Below are 15,493 nucleotides of genomic sequence, written 5' to 3'. Positions count from 1 at the left end.
AAGGCTGGCGCCTCTTGTTTTCAAAAGAGGCGCCGAAGCCAGTTATGCGGCGCGGATGCGGCCTTCGTGAGACAGGACCATGTCCTTGACCGAGGCATAGACCGCGTCGCCGAGATCGGAACGCGCCAGCGCGAAAGCGACATTGGCCGCGATGAAGCCTTCCTTGGAGCCGCAGTCGAACGTGCGCCCATCATAGGGATGAGCGTGAAACGCTTGATTTTGCGACAGTTTCAGCATGCCGTCGGTTAGCTGGATCTCGTTTCCGGCGCCGCGCGGCTGATGGGCGAGTATGTCGAAGATCTGCGGCTGCAGGATGTAACGACCATTCAGATAAAAATTGGACGGGGCTTCGCCCATAAGCGGTTTTTCGACCATTTGGGTGACTTCGAAGCCATAGGGGACGGCCGTACCCTTGCCGACAATGCCATATTTCGAGGCATCTTCCGGAGCGCATTGCTCGACGCCGACAACGTTGCCGCCGGTCTGACGGTAGAGGTCGACAAGACCGGCCATGCAGCCGCGTCCGCCGTGGCAGAGCATGTCCGGCAGGAGCAGTGCAAAGGGCTCGTCGCCGATGAGATCGCGGGCGCACCAGACGGCATGGCCGAGGCCGAGCGGCGCCTGCTGGCGGGTAAAGCTGACGGAACCGGCGCGCGGCAGCATCTGCTCCAGTTCGGAAATCTGGGCGTTCTTACCGGAGCGGGTCAGCGACGAGATGAGTTCAGGCGTGTCGTCGAAGTGGTCTTCGATCGCCTGCTTGTTGCGGCTGGTCACAAAAACGATGTGCTCGATGCCCGCTTCACGGGCTTCATCGACCGCATATTGCACGACCGGACGATCGACGATCGTCAACATCTCCTTCGGTATCGCCTTCGTCGCGGGAAGAAACCGCGTTCCATTGCCGGCGACCGGGATCACAGCTTTCCTGACGGTCCTGATACGGTCCATGGTCTTATCCTTTACTTACGTGTGGGCTTTCGCCCGAGGTGGGTCGTTCGGCCGCCACCGTCGAGGTGGCAGGCTTCATGCGTGCGATTGGCGCAAGTAGCCGGCGCAATCGCACGGCGATCGGCATTCTGAGGTGCCGAAGCGCTCTGGGGTTGGTCAGAGCCACCTGGGTGGCTCCGGCCAACGATTTGGATTTCAGGTGTTCGACAAGGCGAAGGAAGGCGTGCGCCTCCACGAGGCTTTTCTCGCGCCGGCGCTGCATAGCCAGCGCCTCGGCATCGAGCGTGTGCCTGGCAAGGAATTCCCGGTCGGCCGTCATCATCGCTTCGATGTGGCGCAGTTCGAGCACGCGCGAGATCGAGCCCTCGCGGATGTGGTAGCAATAGCCGGCCGAGGGATCGACAACGCAGCGGCCGCCATGGGCAAGCGCCGAGGCGAGCAGGATGTAGTCCTCGCCGATGCGGATCGTTTCCTCAAAGCGCAAGCGGTGTTCGTTCAGAAACCGGCGCTCGAAGATCGGCTTCATGTAGCCGAAATTGAAGGTGGAGCGGAAAAGCACGTTGGAACCGATGAAGGTCGCAAGCGTCAGCGTCCGACGGCGCTCAAGCTCGGCTTCGGGAAACATGCGCTCCAGCCGCCCATCGAGATTGAGGACGTCGATGTTGTCGACCACAATCGAAGCTTCGGTCGAGGAAGCAAGGCCAATCATGCGCGACAGCCGCTGAGGGCTAACCGTGTCGTCCGCGTCAAGAATGGCGATCCAGTCGCCACGGGCCGCTTCGAGACCGGCATTGCGCGCGCCGCCAGGCCCGCGGTTCTCGTCAAGTCGCAGCAGCCGCACGCGCGGATCAGCGAGTTCTTCGACGACCGCACAGGTCTCGTCCTTTGAGCAATCGTCGACGACGATCACCTCGACGTCGACGCCCTTCTGCGCAAGCGCACTGTCGATGGCGCGTCGGATCGTGTCGGCAGCGTTATAGGCCGCGATGACGAAGCTGACGTCGAGGGCGCGTTGCGTCATCAAGCGGTCGCCGCTCCGTATTGCTGGAGCTCGCGCACGCCGATGAGGCCGCTGACGACGCCCGCATGCATGATTGCGCGCAGCGCGTAGCGCGAGCGGGCGACCGGCCATCCGAACAGCAGCAGACTTGCGATGGCGCAATAGCCTGATTTCGCCGTCGCGCGGACGATTTCGGCAACTCGGCTGCCGGCTTGGCCCGGTTCACTCAAGAGCCGGCCATGGGTTTGGCCGGAACGGAACCGACGCTTTGCAAGCCAGGCAAGTCGCGCGCGTTTCTCCGGTACCGGTTCGAAGACCAGCGCATCGGGCGCATAGGCCAGACGTCCGCCGTCTGCATGCATGTGGCGGAAGAACTCCGTATCCTCACCGCCTGTCTGCCCGAGCGCCAGATTGAACCGCCTGTTGAAGACGACCGGGCGAGTGAGATCGATGAGAACATTGCAGGTGTAGCCCGTGCGGATCTCGCCATCGACCCAGACCGGCCGGGTTGAATGAAAATCGCCGCGGCGCATCCAGTTCGGGGCAGACAGCGTGTATTCGGCACGAACCGGGCCGAGCACGACATCGGCGCCGGTCGTTAGGGCGGTATCGAGCAATTGCACGAGCCAGGTCCTCGACACCCTCTCGTCGTCATCGACGAAGGCGAGATAGTGCCCGGTGCTGTTGTCGAGACAGGCGTTGCGGGCGATCGAAATGTTCGACGCCGGGCAATGCACGTAGAGGATCTCGCAAGGCATGGTCGGGCGCATCTGGTTGACGAGCGCCTCCGCACTCGGCGTCACGTCATTGTCGGCCACGATAATGCGGATCGCCACATCGGCAGGCACGGTGATGAGCGCGAGGGAATGCAGCGTTTCTGCAAGCTCCGGCCGGCGAAACGTGCACACCGCTATGTCGATCTGTGTCCGGGCGACGGTGTTGGTCATGGTGCCACCCTCCGGTTACGCGTGGTGAGCAATTCCCGCCAGAAGCCGGCCGACCAGGCAAAATGCATGACCATTGCCGAGATGGCCGCGAGCGGGCCGTAGGGGTTCTTCTGGCCGAGCGCCATCCACATGCCGTAGCCGATGCAGGCCACAGCCCAGAGCACGACCGGAACGACCGCAAGCCAGCTGACGACCGCGAGCAGCGCGCCGACGGCGACCGGAGCGACGGCAAGCGGCAGCAACTGCCTGAGGCTCGGCCAGGCGCGATGCTTCAACACATTGCGCGCGCGTCCGCGCCCATAGGCGAAGTACTGGCGGAAGAGCGGCCCGACCTTGGCGCGGGGGTAGTAGACCATGCTGGTCCGGTCGGTCATCCAGATGCGATAGCCCGCCTGGCGGAAGCGATAGTCGAACTCCGCGTCTTCGTTGTGGCTGAAGATCTCGTCGTAGCCGCCGATCGCCTGGAAGGCGGAAATGCGCATCAGTGCATGGTGACCGTGATCGGCCCAGTGGCTCGCCGCGCCGAGACGGTGCTTGGCGCCGCCATTGCCGAGCTTGGAATTCTGGGCGTAGGCCGTGGCCTTCTGGAAGGGCGTGAAGCCAACCGTCTTCATGGCGACGACGACGGAGTCCGCGCCGGTCAGAAGAGCCTCCTCGACGAGGCGCTCGCAGTAATCGTCCGGATAGGTGCCGTGCGCGTCGATGCGGATCATGTAGTCGAAGCCGGCCCCGTGGCGTGCGACGGCGAGATTGATCGCAGCACTCTGGATGCGTTTCGGATTGTCGAGCACCAACACGGCCGGATCCTTCTCGGCGAGACGCGCCGCGATCTCACGGGTGCCGTCGGTGCTGACGCCGTCGGCGATCAGGATGGCGCCGTTGAGGCGCCTTGCCGCGGGTAGCAAGGCTTCGGCGAGGCCCTGCAGATGTTCCGCCTCGTTGAGGCAGGGAATGACGATGAGGACACGTATGCTCATGACAATCCACCTTCGTTTTGGGGCGTTGAGGTGTTTTGATGTGCTTGCGGGAAGTCCAGCGCGATGCGCGGCGGAGCGGCGGACGTGACGGCCGACAGACGGCGCACGAGGCCCTCGCAATCGCTGCGATTGAAGATCCAGGTTTCCGGCGCGCAGGCCGCGATCCGCCGGGATGTGGCGTCGTAAATCTCGGAGGTCATCGACCCCATGAGCGCGGCAAGCGCGTCGGCATCAGCTTCTTCGAGCAGCACGCCAAGGCCACGTATGGCCAGAAACCGCGCGGTCTCGGTGCCGCGAAGCGCAATCGGCACCCGCCCGAAGCGGCAGCCTTCATAGAGCCGGTTCGGGAGCAGCCATTTGGAGTTCTGACCTTCCTCGAAGAAGTCGATCGCCCAGGTGAAGTGCACGTCGGAGTAGATCGCGCCAAGCTCTTCCGGGCTGCGATAGGGGCCGTGGAACGTCATGAAAGGTTCGTTGCGGATGAAGCCGTCGAAGTCGTCGAACTCGCGATAGGCCGGCCGGCCGCGCAGCACGATCTCGAATCGACCCTCCATGCGGCGCGAGAAGGCCGCCAGCAGCGCAAGTGATTTGCGGCAGCGCAGAGCACCGAACCAGCCAATCCGCCATGGGCCATGTGTCGGTGCGGCGGCAGCGGTCACCGATGGTCGCGCATCGGTTTCGTCGAGCTCGAGCACTTTGTTCTCAAGCATCATGGTCGGTGCCGAGATACCCGATAACGGGCGGAAATAGTTCTCGACGAAGGCGGGAGAACTGGTGATCAAGAGGCGCGCGTCACGGCCGAGCAGGCGCTCGCTTGTCCGCAACGCCTTGCCAGCGATGCCGGGGGAAAGGAGTAGGCGGTGAATGTCGAGGCATTCGTAGACGATTGGGACGTCGCCGCCGAAGAGGCTGACGGCCTTCCTGGCGATGGCCAGCATGTCGAGGTTGCGGGCTATGATCAGGTCTGGACGTTCGACGCCGCGCAGCGCCTGCTTCAGCGAGAGACAGCTCTTCGCGACCGCACCGACGCGCTGGACGAACCGGCCGTCATGGGTGTTGCCGAGCTCGACAGGTACGATGCCCTCGATCGCCGCCAGCGGGTTTGCGTCGCGCCTGAATCCGGCAAGCGTCACCTTTGCGCCGCCGGTAAGCAACATCAGCACGCGTCGGCGAACGGCGGGGTCGGCAAGATCTTGGGCGAAGTAAAGTATCTGCAGCATGAACATCCAGTTTCGGTCCGGCTGCGCCGGACATGGTTCAAATTTTGCGCCTTGCAGCGGCGAGAGCCACGCCCACCGGCGCGGCTCTCGATCGTCGGCTAGTTTATTTTGCAGGCAATCGACTCGGGGAACTGGCACTCGTCTCCCGGCGCGGTGAAAGCGACCCGGTCGACCTGCATCATCGAGGGACCCTTGTAGGCAAAGGCGCCCATCCAATCCGTCAGGGTATCGGTTCCCCAAAGGCTGAAGAAAATCTTTTGCGGATTGGGCGGGATCTTCGCTGGGTCGGTGACCTCGTGGACCAGTTCGCCATTTACGTAATAGCGAATACGCTCCTTCTCCCAGACGAAAGCGTAGTCGTTGAAGCCCTGGTTGGCGCCGCCCGGCACGTCGACCAGCTTCTCGTTGCCGCCCTTGGCGGAGACGTATTGATTGATCTGGACCTTTGCCGGGTTCTTGCCGAGCACTTCGAAATCGATCTCATCATGCGGCTTCTTGTCGGCCGGCCCGATATAGGTGAAGAAGGCGGAGTTGAGCCCCGAGCCGTCGGCCGTCTTGATCCGCGCCTCGTAGGTGCCATAGCTGAAGCGCTTGCGGGTCTGGATTTCGCCGCAGGCGTAATTGCGCTCGCCGAGTTTTCCTTCAGCAAACGTCAGTTCGGCGATGCCGTTGACGACCTTCGCCTGTTTCTTCGACCAGGTGCAGTTCTGATGCGCGCCATTGTTCCAGCCGTCCGAGACGTACCAGACGGCGGTGTCGAGTGTATCGAAGTTGTCGATGAAAGACGCACCCGTCGTGGTCTCTTCGGCCAGGGCCGGACCGGCAAGGCCGACGGCGACAAGGGTGAGCAGGGCGAGGCGGTGAGGTCGTTTCGATCTCATGGTCAGGTCCTTTGCTGGGGGGAGGGACCGGCGCGAACAGCCCCTGTCCGCGCACGCATGTCGCGGGCGGAGCCGGTCCGGCTGCCGGTGAGAATAGCGGTGAGGGCTGGCAGCCAGCGCGCGGAAAGAGCGTAGGCGCCGGCGAGGAAGGCGATCGTGATGAGCGGAACCGCGCAGTAGAACGCCGGGTAGTAGCCGATGTCCGAGCGGTTCCAGATCATCCAGAAGAGCACGAGTAGCGGAAAGTGCGTGCAGAAGATCCAGAAGCTGAGACCGCTGCCGCGCGAAAGCTGAGCGCCGATGTTGGTTCGCACGAGAAGTGCCGAAACCGCCCAGGAACCGACGATGCCGGAAATCGCAATCAGACTGCGCAGCATTTCGAGCCACACCGGAAAATTCGGGCCAAACTGATAGAGCAGGATGGACAGGAGCACGGCTGCGCTTAGGAACGCGATGGTAATCGGCCAGGAAAAGCGATCGAAGCTGCGGACATCGATGCGATGCAGGCTCATGTAGATGCCGGCGCTAAACCCGAAGAGGATCGACTTCTTCAAAAAGATGCCGTTCGGAACGGGCAGCACCGCATAGGCGAAGAGGACGGCGAGCGTCTGTGCCGGATAGCGCTTGATCAGCCACGCGAGCGCTGGCGAAAGAACGATACATAGCAGGAGATCGCGCAGAAAATAGAGCGGTAGATTGATCGGCAGATCCTCGAGCGCGAAGGCAAAGCTCAGCCACTCTCTGGGGCTGGCTCCGATGACCTCCGGCAAATAGCCCGAACTGATGTCCTTGCTCTGCGCGACGAAAACCAGCGCGAGAAACGCCAGGTTCCACAACAGGAATGGCAAAAGTACCGTCCGAGCCTTGGTCTTCAGCGTCCGGCCATAGTCGAAATTTTCGAGACCGCGACGGAACAGGAGATAACCGGAAATCGCGCTGAGGCAAGGGACGCCGACACGGAAGAGGCTGTCGCCCAGGAAAATGCGCAACCAGTCGATGCCGCCATAGGTGCCGACATACGGACTGGTCGCCGGATCGTAAGGCACATGCACAAAGACAATGCCTGAGATCAGCACGATGCGCATCAGATTGATCCGCGAGGAGATATTCGCGTTCACATCAACGATATCCGTCACCCCCATCTGGCAGCGCGTTTAGAAGCGGCCGTTTCAACAGAGCAGACCAGAGCCCGCACCCAGAAGATTAGGCTCGGGCACGGATCAAAATATGGCGCCGCAGCAAACGAATCGGCCTTGGTTTGCTGCGGTGCAGCATTAGAAATCGCGGCAATACTAGGAAAATAGGCCTATCCCCGCACTTGGACTGGGAAAAAACCATGACGTGGGCGTCAGTTGCGGAATATTAACGGCCGCTGATTTTCTGATGCCTTTGCTTGTTAAAGTGCATATGTAACGCCGAAAAGTTGTGCGCTTTTTCTTCTGTTTTTCAGTTGAGACAATGCCGTGGAACTCATTCCTCGCCGAAATGCGGCAAGGGTGGGGCAGTCTTTAGCGCTATTCCAATCGTTACTCGGCGGCGGCTGGTACCGAGCTCGAAGCACCACGGGAACGAACCATATCGGTGAGCTTTGCCAGCAGCGACCGTTCGGTAACGAGTACCAGCACCAGATAGATCAGGGCACCGATCGTGGCGCCAACAAGAACCTGGAGTACCGCGCTTGGAAGAAGCATGCCGTAGTGGTCCAGCAGCAGCCTTACGACGACAGCCATGATGAAAGCCGAGACCAGCGGCCTCACCGAAATCAGGAACCCGCGCAGGAAGGGCAGCTGGTCGGCGCGAAAGACAACCCAGGAATAGCCGACAAGCGTCGCTAGGTTCACGAGGCAGAGGGCGATCATCGCTTCGACGAGCGAGCCGCCGATCGCGGCATAGGCGACGGCGGCAGTGGTGGCGATTGCCCGGATCACCGCCCACCAGAAGAGGGTCGTGCCCTGGCCGATACCCTTGAGATAGGGAATGTAGGTGCTGCAGGGTGTCAGCAGGCCCTTCGACAGGGCGAGCAGGCCGAGCACCGGCCAGGCTGAGGCCCATTGCTGTCCGAAGAGCACGAGCATCGCCGGCTCGGCAAGCGCCCAGAGGCCGAACATCATCGGCGCGAGCAGCACGGTGGTGACCTGCGTGCTGAGCATCAGCGCTTGCGAGCGCCGCTGGCGATCCTCGCCCATATGGCTGAAGGCGGGAAAGAGAACGCCCATGACTGCTGAAAGGACGATCTGGTTCGGAATGCTGGAAAAGCGGTTCGCCGCCGAATAGGCGCCGGCATCCGAAAGGCCGAGATAACGGCTGATGACGACCATCGGCGATTGGAAGGTGACGAAGTTGGCGATCTCGGAGCCCATCATGCCGAAGCTGAAGCGGCAGAGCGAAAGTACGCGCCGTGCCGAAAACACGAAACGCGGGACATAGCCGGAGACGGCGTAGAGACCGGCCAAACGGATGAATGCAGAAACGAAAAGCTGCGCAAGCAGCGACCACACCCCAAAGCCGAGAAGCGCCGCCCCGACCGCGATGAGCGCGCCGAGGATTTCGGAGAGCATGGTCCAGACCGCGTCCTTGCTAAAATTCATCCGCCGGGCAAGCAGTGAATAGGCAACATCGCCGGCAAGCTGCAACGGGATGAGCAGGCTCATGATCTGGAGCAGATGGCTTGCCTCCGGCGCACCGAGCAGGCTCGCCAGCGGTCCGGCAAAGACGAAAAGCCCAAGCGCCATCATCAGCGAAACCACCAGATTGGCCCAGAAAGCGGAGTGGATGAGTTCCATGTCCTCGTCGCGCTGGATGATCAGAGCGGAGGCAAGACCGGCGCCGCCGATCATCGCCAGAAACTGCACGACGGTGAGCGCGACGGCGACCGTTCCGAACTCCTCGGGCGTCAGGATACGGGCAAGAATCGGCACGGTGACAAACTTCAGCCCGAATGTGCCTGTCTTTGAAAGGACGCTCCAGCCGACGTTCCGAGTCACAGACTTGGCATTTACGTTTGAAGGCATGTGAGCATCCCGTGATGCCTTTGAAGGATTTCCGACAAAGGGCAAGCGCTAGATTTGAGGTCGCGACCCGGTGGGAGGAGACCACGAAATACTCTTTTAGAGAAACCGCAGGGGCGAAAAGATGGCGAAGCTGACTGTTATTATTCCCTACTACCAGAAGGAGCCGGGTATTCTTCGGCGCGCGCTCGCGTCCGTCTTTGCCCAAAGCTATCAAGACTTCCATGTCCTGGTGATAGACGATCAATCTCCCTACTCGATCGACGAGGAGTTGAGGCCGCTTGCCGATGGCGAGCGGGCGCGCGTGACGGTGATCCGGCAGGACAACAAGGGTCCAGGCGGCGCGCGCAACACCGGGCTCGACAACGTTCCGGCCGACGCCGCGTTCGCCGCGTTCCTCGATTCCGACGACATCTGGACCACCGATCATCTCCAGAATGCCGTCGACAGCATGAGCCGCTTTGGTGCCGACTGCTACTGGGCGTCGATAACAGGCGGCGAGGCGTTCTACTACCATTTCGGCATCGCCGATCTCGAGGCAAGCGATACGGTCGTGCGCTTGCAGGAAAGCCCGCTTGTCGTCGAAATTCCCGATCTTTCCAATGTCATGCTGCGGAACTGGAGCTTCCTGCACCTGTCTTGCATGGTGGTTGGTCGCCGGCTTTTCGAGACGGTGCGCTTTGATGCCGAGCTGCGTCTCGCGGCCGAGGACGTGCTGTTCTTCTGCGACTGCATTCTGGCGGCAAATCGTGTCGTGCTTTGTGATGCAGCCGGTGCCATGCGCGGGGAGGGCATCAACATCTTCCACTCGATCGACAACGATTCGCCGCAATTCCTGCAGCAGCAGTTCAACACCTTTGTTGCCCTTGAGACGCTTGAGCACCGGCTTTCGCGCAAGCCATCGGCCGTCGCGTCGATCCAGTCCTACCAGCACACGGCCCGTCGTCAGGCGCTCTGGAGCCAGGCGCGCCGGCTGAAGCGGCGGAAGTCGCCGCAGTTTCGACTGCTGGCACGTTGGGTCCTGCGCGATCCCAAGCTGTTGCAAAGCGCATTCGAGCTTGCCGTCGGCAAGTTTTCCCGTTCACGCTGATCCGGACAGAAACTCCTTTTGGAGGAAGAACAAGCCCGCCAGGCGCGGCATCGAACCTATCTCGCATTTGAAAGAAGGGACCGCCCATGAAGCCCTATTACTGGGAATCTCAGCACGGCAATTTCGGCGACGACCTCAACCTCTGGCTTTGGGATTTCCTGCTGCCGGGTTTTCGCGATGTCCACGACGACATCCTCCTCGTCGGCGTCGGCACGGTGCTCAACCGCGCGCTTCTGCCTGATGGCGTCCGCAAGCTCGTTATCGGCAGCGGTTTCGGCTACGGCAGCTTGCCGGACATGCGGGATGCCGCCGAATGGGACCTTCGCTGCGTGCGCGGGCCGTTGACAGCCGAGAAGATCGGCCTTGCGCCGGAGCGCGGTATTGTCGATCCCGCGGTCATGGTCGCCGACATGCCGGAATTCCGAAACCTGCCTAAGCTATACAAGCGCAGTTTCATTCCCCATTGGGAAAGTGCGATCGCCGGTATGTGGCCCGTCACCTGCGGCACCGTCGGCCTGCACTACATCGACCCGCGCGGCGAGGCCAAGAGCGTGATCCGCGAGATCGCGCAATCGGAGTTCATTGTCGCCGAATCGATGCATGGGGCGATTCTTGCCGATGCATTCCGCGTTCCCTGGGTGGCGGTGACGACGTCGGACAGCATCAACAGCTTCAAGTGGAACGACTGGGCAAAAACCGTCGGCGTCGAATACCGTCCCCGCCATGTTCCGGTCTCCAGCCGCACCGAAGCCATGATCAAGGGCGCACGTTTCTGGGGCATGGGCTTCGAGGCGCAGACCGTGCCGGAGGCTGCGAACCTGCGATCCGCCGACGGCGAGGTGATCGTCGCGGCCAGAGAACCGCGTCAGACGTTCTTGCGCAGCGCGGCCAAGCAGGTGCTTGCGGCGCCGTCGACGCTTGCACTTTGGCAGGCCACTCGGGCAGAGCCGCAATTGAGCAGCGACAGCCGGCTCGCCGAACGCAAGGAACGCTTCCAGGATGCGTTGGCCGCCGTACGGCGCGCCTACTTCTAGGATGTGACAAACGGCGCTCCGGACGAGATGCCGGAGCGTATTCCGCTCGCGATGGTTCGACGTGGCGCCGACGCCGCAACGCGTGGTGCTAGCGCGCGTGCTCCGCGCCGATGGGCAGAAGGTAGCGCACTGCCGCGCCTCCGCCCGCCGGTGCCGCATCCTGGCGCGGCCTGAAGCGCTCCGTCTTGTCGGCGAAGATACCGGCGGTGACGGCCGGCGCGGCGCCCGGGCGCCGCATGAGGTAACCGATCGCAGCCATTGCGCCGCGCTCTTTCTTGAGGTCGAGGAAGTGGCGGTGCTGGTAGCGGCCACGCACGTGACGCTCATGCCGTCGCACGGCAGCCGCTGCCTCACCGTCGAGGTCGTTTGCCGCGAGTATGACGCGGTCGGCCTCGTAGAGGCGCTTTAGATCCTCGGTCCGGTGGCTGCCGCTCAACGAATTGCCGCGCACGATCGCCGCATAGCCACAGCTTTGAATGACCTTGTAGCGTGCACCTTTGGCCAGTGCGCGAAGATAGAGGTCATAATCCTCCCCCAGGCGAAGCGCCTCCTGATAGCGGATGCCATGCTTATCGAGGAAGCGGCGGCGCATCAGCGGCTTCAGGAAGCCGATCTCGCCACGTTTCACGCCCGGCTGCGAAATATTGCCCTCGACGAAATCAATGAGGCCGAGAATGCGCGGCCGTGGCGGGAAGTCATCGACCCTTGGAGCCGCACCAGTCACTGCGGCCTCGTCCATGAAGGCGATATTGTCGGCGATGAAATCCCACTCCTCTACTGCGAGCAGCCTGCCGAGCCTGCCCGGTAGAAAGAAATCGTCGGCGTCGAGGATCGCCAGGACCGGGGCGCGGCTGATGGCAATCGCATGGTTGCGCGCTGCTGAAGGACCGCGATTGCTTTCAAAGCGTGCGATCGTCAGCCGTCCGCTGTGATCGTCGGCAGATCGCGCCGCGGCGACGGTCTGATCGGTGGAACCGTCATCCACCACGATCACTTCGGCGGTTTCCTGTTCGGCCAACGCCGACGCGACCGCGCGGGCGATGGTCGCCTCGGCATTCTTCGCAGCAATGATGACGCAGACATCTGTCCGGGCGACTGTGGTCATGGGGGCCTCCAGTATCGTGTCTCGCGGGCAGCGCGGCGCCTAGGGGCCAAGTGGACTGCACCAGTTCTCGATCGCTGCATGACGCAGCCGGGTCATTGGCGACCCGCTAGATCATGCAGCCCGGCATGGAATCTTGCCGTAACGGGCGGCACCATGCAGGGCGATCATGTCGCAACCGCGTCAAAGGCGATTTTTTTGAAGCGAGGCAGGCTTGTCCGGCCGTGCGGTCAACGATTGAAGTGACCGGGCCGGTCCAGGCGGTGGCTATTGCTGCCCGGCTTGTCGTCATTGGCCGATTGCAGCACTTCAGCCGCTTTTTTTCCGTGCTCGCGCGCTTTCCTCCAGATTAGGAAGACGACCGCGAGGAAATAGCCGATCTGAATGAGGACCGCACAGATCGCCGTCTGGATCAGCGTGGATGTGAGAGAGCCATTGAGGAAATAGGTGACGACCGCAAAGACCGTCAGGGCGCCGATCATACTCACGAAGACGCGTGGTGCGTACATGACACTAGCTCGCAATCGGTTCTATCGCTGCAGACGTCATCGCAAAATCGGCCTTTCCTCTGCAAATGTTAATATATTGGCGACGGACATCGGCTGCAACCGGCAATAGCCGCCGCTTTGGTACATAGAAACAGGCAAATCTTTATGTCGCGTTTCGAGCAGCGTCGATCGAATCAAAAATCAGTTGATCAACCTCGAGCGCCATTGTGACGCGAGCCTGCGCTCGGCAGCTGATTTTCCACCTCCCGTCGGGAGAGGGTCTCCACGTCGCCCAATGGTTGCCGCCACACGCACGTTCTGATCAACTTTTATTACAAGTTTGAATGATGTTGCGAGTCTTTGTGTGCGCCGCGAAGACTTGGTGCGATGCAGCAAAATTTGGGAAATACGGAGGACCGATAATTTTGGAGTAGGGGAAATCACGCTCCCGAAGCTCAAAGAAAACATCGGCCTGCGAAGATATCGCCACTTCTCCGGAAATGTAATTTGGCTCGCCAGAAACAATACAGGAATACGTGCGAGGTGATACTGTTTCTCGCAATAATATAACAGCGCCTGTCACGAGAAATATTTCATATTCGAAAGTGGTGATATACGCATTTTGGCCCCTGCTCGGATACTCGCCTTTATTTCGCCTTCAAAAAGCAAATCCTTACCGGACGTTCATTATTCACGATGAGCGCGCCCCAGTGTGGGCTGTAGGCCCCCCTGGGGAGACCGACAAATCGCCAAACGTAAATGGAGTCACCTCTATGAAGTCTGCGACCAGATCGGCCAATTCGCCGTTTTTCAGTGCCGCAGAGTTTGCGGCAATCCCACCCGTGGGTGGCGTTTCGAAGCGTGGCTTCGACGTGCTTGCCGCTTCCCTCGCCCTGGTTTTCTTAAGCCCGCTGTTCCTGATGCTCATGGCGCTGGTCAAGTTTTCCGACGGCGGCAGCATCTTCTACGGCCACCGCCGCATCGGCCATAACGGCAAGTCGTTCCGTTGCCTTAAGTTCCGCACCATGCGGCCTGATGGGGACCGTATCCTGCAGGACTACCTCAAGGCCAATCCGGCCGCCTACGAGGAATGGCGCGCGACGCGCAAACTGCAGGACGACCCGCGTGTCACGGTCGTCGGCAGTGTCCTGCGCAAACTAAGCCTTGATGAACTGCCGCAGCTGGTCAACATCGTGCGCGGTGAAATGAGCATGGTTGGCCCGCGCCCGGTGGTGGAGGACGAACTGGAGCTCTACGACAGCGCCGCCGTCTACTACCTGCAATCCCGACCCGGTCTTACCGGCCTTTGGCAAATCAGCGGGCGCAACGACGTATCCTACGCAACCCGCATCGCGTTCGATACCCAGTACGTCCAGAACTGGTCGCTGCTGAAGGACTTCTCCATCGTTGTCAGAACCATTCCCGCCGTTTGCCTTTCGCGCGGCAGCTACTGACGAAACAGCGCCTGGAAAGCCCGCGCGACCGGTCGCGGGAAGGCGCCTTCATTCGGGAAGCCCAAATGAGAGAACATCATCTGTCGGGAAAGTCGCGCATGCCGCGCACGCTACCCCGTTTCCTGCGCCGGGCGGTTCTCATCGCCGCGGCGCTCACTTGTGCTTTTCCGGCTTGGGCCGATGAGTATCAGCTCGGCACTATGGATAGGCTGAGAATTCGCGTGGCCGAATGGCAGACCGCGGAGGGGGCTGTCCGCGACTGGTCGGTCGTCAGCGGCGAGTACACCGTTGGTCCTTCGGGTGCGCTCTCCTTGCCCTTCATCGGCGACCTGCCGGCGGCGGGCAAGACGACGACCGAAGTTGGTGAAGCGATCGGCGAGAAGATGCAGACGCTCTTCGGTCTGCGCGATCGGCCTTCCGCCTCCGTCGAACTCGCGCAGTACCGCCCGGTTTATCTCGCGGGCGAGGTCCAGAAGCCCGGCGAATATCCTTTTGCCCCCAATCTGACGGTGCTGAAGGCCGTAAGCCTTGGCGGCGGATTGCGCCGTTCGGAAAGCGGCCAGCGCTTTGCGCGCGACTACATAAATGCGCATGGCGATTCGAGCGTCCAGACGTCCGAGCGCAACCGGCTGCTGATCCGTCGCGCCCGCCTTCAGGCTGAGATCGCCGAAAAGGATGGCATCGAACTGCCGAAGGACCTTCAGGGCGTTCCCGGTATCGACAAGCTTCTCGCAAACGAGACGGCGCTGATGGCCTCGCGCGATAGGAAGCAGAAGCTGCAACTGAAGTCGCTCGCCGATCTGAAGTCCCTGCTCGAAAGCGAAATCCAGTCGCTGGCAAAGAAGACGGAAACCCAGAACCGCCAGCTCGAGCTCGTCGTTGAAGACCGCGAGAAGGTCGAGAGCCTTGCCGAAAAGGGCCTGGCGCTCAGCCAGCGCAAGCTGTCCCTGGAGCAGCGCGTTGCCGAATTGCAGGCCGCTCTTCTCGACATCGACACAGCTTCTTTGAAGGCTAAACAGGACGTCAGCAAGGCGGGCCAGGACGAAACCAATCTTCGCAACGATTGGGACGCTCAGCTGGCGCAGGACCTGCAGAACACCGAGGCCGAACTCGACACGCTTTCGATCAAGCTCGGCACCAGCCGCGACCTGATGGCCGAAGCGCTGCTGCAATCAGCCGAAGCCGCACAGTCGAAAGACAATACGGCGGAGGCGACGATCGCCTATTCGATCATGCGCGAGCGCGACGGAAAGCCGACGGAGATCTCCGCCGACGAAAATACGCGTGTATTGCCGGGTGACGTGATCAAGGTCGAAGCCAACCTGGCAACGCAGTAGGAACGGC

The 15,493-nt window shown here is 61.4% G+C and carries 14 protein-coding genes; 4 read left to right on the top strand and 10 right to left on the bottom strand.

The window, feature by feature from the left end; translation table 11 throughout:
* Nucleotides 1–42: 42 nt before the first annotated feature.
* The 8 genes from ASD01_RS22075 to ASD01_RS22040 all read right to left on the bottom strand — a co-directional run bounded on the left by ASD01_RS22075 (nucleotide 43) and on the right by ASD01_RS22040 (nucleotide 8,984).
* Complete coding sequence (locus ASD01_RS22075; RefSeq protein WP_034798018.1) at nucleotides 43–948, bottom strand: UTP--glucose-1-phosphate uridylyltransferase; 906 nt, start codon at nucleotides 946–948, stop codon at nucleotides 43–45.
* 4 nt (nucleotides 949–952) lie between these two features.
* A complete protein-coding gene (locus ASD01_RS22070; protein ID WP_060644391.1) occupies nucleotides 953–1,969 on the bottom strand; it encodes a glycosyltransferase family 2 protein in 1,017 nt (338 codons plus the stop codon).
* Complete coding sequence (locus ASD01_RS22065; protein ID WP_060644390.1) at nucleotides 1,969–2,895, bottom strand: glycosyltransferase family 2 protein; 927 nt, start codon at nucleotides 2,893–2,895, stop codon at nucleotides 1,969–1,971. Before ASD01_RS22065 ends, ASD01_RS22070 begins: the two co-directional genes overlap by 1 nt.
* A complete protein-coding gene (locus ASD01_RS22060) occupies nucleotides 2,892–3,872 on the bottom strand; it encodes a glycosyltransferase family 2 protein (protein WP_060644389.1) in 981 nt (326 codons plus the stop codon). The genes ASD01_RS22065 and ASD01_RS22060 overlap by 4 nt, the downstream gene beginning before the upstream one ends.
* Nucleotides 3,869–5,092, bottom strand: a complete 1,224-nt coding sequence (locus ASD01_RS22055) for a glycosyltransferase family protein (RefSeq protein WP_060644425.1) — start codon at nucleotides 5,090–5,092, stop codon at nucleotides 3,869–3,871. The genes ASD01_RS22060 and ASD01_RS22055 overlap by 4 nt, the downstream gene beginning before the upstream one ends.
* 98 nt (nucleotides 5,093–5,190) lie before the next feature.
* A complete protein-coding gene (gene exoK, locus ASD01_RS22050; RefSeq protein ID WP_060644388.1) occupies nucleotides 5,191–5,973 on the bottom strand; it encodes an endo-1,3-1,4-beta-glycanase ExoK in 783 nt (260 codons plus the stop codon).
* Nucleotides 5,974–5,975: 2 nt separating this feature from the next.
* Complete coding sequence (locus ASD01_RS22045; RefSeq protein ID WP_090297405.1) at nucleotides 5,976–7,091, bottom strand: acyltransferase family protein; 1,116 nt, start codon at nucleotides 7,089–7,091, stop codon at nucleotides 5,976–5,978.
* 408 nt (nucleotides 7,092–7,499) lie between these two features.
* Nucleotides 7,500–8,984: a lipopolysaccharide biosynthesis protein gene (locus tag ASD01_RS22040; protein WP_060644387.1), complete on the bottom strand. Its 1,485-nt coding sequence runs from the start codon at nucleotides 8,982–8,984 to the stop codon at nucleotides 7,500–7,502.
* Between the two features lie 121 nt (nucleotides 8,985–9,105).
* Here ASD01_RS22040 and ASD01_RS22035 point away from each other — a divergent pair, with 121 nt between their 5' ends.
* On the top strand, nucleotides 9,106–10,071 hold the full coding sequence (locus ASD01_RS22035; protein ID WP_060529217.1) for a glycosyltransferase family 2 protein: 966 nt from the start codon (nucleotides 9,106–9,108) through the stop codon (nucleotides 10,069–10,071).
* Nucleotides 10,072–10,157: 86 nt separating this feature from the next.
* Nucleotides 10,158–11,105 carry a polysaccharide pyruvyl transferase family protein gene (locus ASD01_RS22030; RefSeq protein WP_060529216.1) on the top strand — a complete coding sequence of 316 codons (948 nt, stop codon included), beginning with the start codon at nucleotides 10,158–10,160 and terminating at the stop codon, nucleotides 11,103–11,105.
* Nucleotides 11,106–11,193: 88 nt separating this feature from the next.
* Here ASD01_RS22030 and ASD01_RS22025 read toward each other — a convergent pair whose 3' ends face one another.
* Together ASD01_RS22025 and ASD01_RS22020 are read right to left on the bottom strand one after the other, a co-directional pair.
* Nucleotides 11,194–12,210, bottom strand: a complete 1,017-nt coding sequence (locus tag ASD01_RS22025; RefSeq protein ID WP_060644386.1) for a glycosyltransferase family 2 protein — start codon at nucleotides 12,208–12,210, stop codon at nucleotides 11,194–11,196.
* Between the two features lie 227 nt (nucleotides 12,211–12,437).
* On the bottom strand, nucleotides 12,438–12,716 hold the full coding sequence (locus tag ASD01_RS22020; protein ID WP_034797967.1) for an exopolysaccharide production repressor protein: 279 nt from the start codon (nucleotides 12,714–12,716) through the stop codon (nucleotides 12,438–12,440).
* 752 nt (nucleotides 12,717–13,468) lie between these two features.
* Here ASD01_RS22020 and ASD01_RS22015 point away from each other — a divergent pair.
* Nucleotides 13,469–14,149, top strand: a complete 681-nt coding sequence (locus ASD01_RS22015; protein WP_034797965.1) for a sugar transferase — start codon at nucleotides 13,469–13,471, stop codon at nucleotides 14,147–14,149.
* A 65-nt stretch (nucleotides 14,150–14,214) separates the two neighbouring features.
* Nucleotides 14,215–15,486, top strand: coding sequence for a polysaccharide biosynthesis/export family protein (locus ASD01_RS22010; RefSeq protein WP_060644424.1), 1,272 nt, complete (start codon nucleotides 14,215–14,217; stop codon nucleotides 15,484–15,486).
* Nucleotides 15,487–15,493: the final 7 nt, after the last annotated feature.

Origin of the sequence: Ensifer sp. Root423 (assembly GCF_001426275.1) — a bacterium.
Taxonomy (GTDB): domain Bacteria; phylum Pseudomonadota; class Alphaproteobacteria; order Rhizobiales; family Rhizobiaceae; genus Ensifer; species Ensifer adhaerens.
The sequence above is the reverse complement of the archived record's forward strand: the minus strand, read 5'-3'. Positions and strand labels throughout refer to the sequence as shown.

Coding starts and splice junctions, on each gene's coding strand:
- ASD01_RS22075 (WP_034798018.1), bottom strand. CDS start 948: ATGGACCGTATCAGGACCGTCAGGAAAGCTGTGATCCCGGTCGCCGGC.
- ASD01_RS22070 (WP_060644391.1), bottom strand. CDS start 1,969: ATGACGCAACGCGCCCTCGACGTCAGCTTCGTCATCGCGGCCTATAAC.
- ASD01_RS22065 (WP_060644390.1), bottom strand. CDS start 2,895: ATGACCAACACCGTCGCCCGGACACAGATCGACATAGCGGTGTGCACG.
- ASD01_RS22060 (WP_060644389.1), bottom strand. CDS start 3,872: ATGAGCATACGTGTCCTCATCGTCATTCCCTGCCTCAACGAGGCGGAA.
- ASD01_RS22055 (WP_060644425.1), bottom strand. CDS start 5,092: ATGCTGCAGATACTTTACTTCGCCCAAGATCTTGCCGACCCCGCCGTT.
- exoK (WP_060644388.1), bottom strand. CDS start 5,973: ATGAGATCGAAACGACCTCACCGCCTCGCCCTGCTCACCCTTGTCGCC.
- ASD01_RS22040 (WP_060644387.1), bottom strand. CDS start 8,984: ATGCCTTCAAACGTAAATGCCAAGTCTGTGACTCGGAACGTCGGCTGG.
- ASD01_RS22035 (WP_060529217.1), top strand. CDS start 9,106: ATGGCGAAGCTGACTGTTATTATTCCCTACTACCAGAAGGAGCCGGGT.
- ASD01_RS22030 (WP_060529216.1), top strand. CDS start 10,158: ATGAAGCCCTATTACTGGGAATCTCAGCACGGCAATTTCGGCGACGAC.
- ASD01_RS22025 (WP_060644386.1), bottom strand. CDS start 12,210: ATGACCACAGTCGCCCGGACAGATGTCTGCGTCATCATTGCTGCGAAG.
- ASD01_RS22020 (WP_034797967.1), bottom strand. CDS start 12,716: ATGTACGCACCACGCGTCTTCGTGAGTATGATCGGCGCCCTGACGGTC.
- ASD01_RS22015 (WP_034797965.1), top strand. CDS start 13,469: ATGAAGTCTGCGACCAGATCGGCCAATTCGCCGTTTTTCAGTGCCGCA.
- ASD01_RS22010 (WP_060644424.1), top strand. CDS start 14,215: ATGAGAGAACATCATCTGTCGGGAAAGTCGCGCATGCCGCGCACGCTA.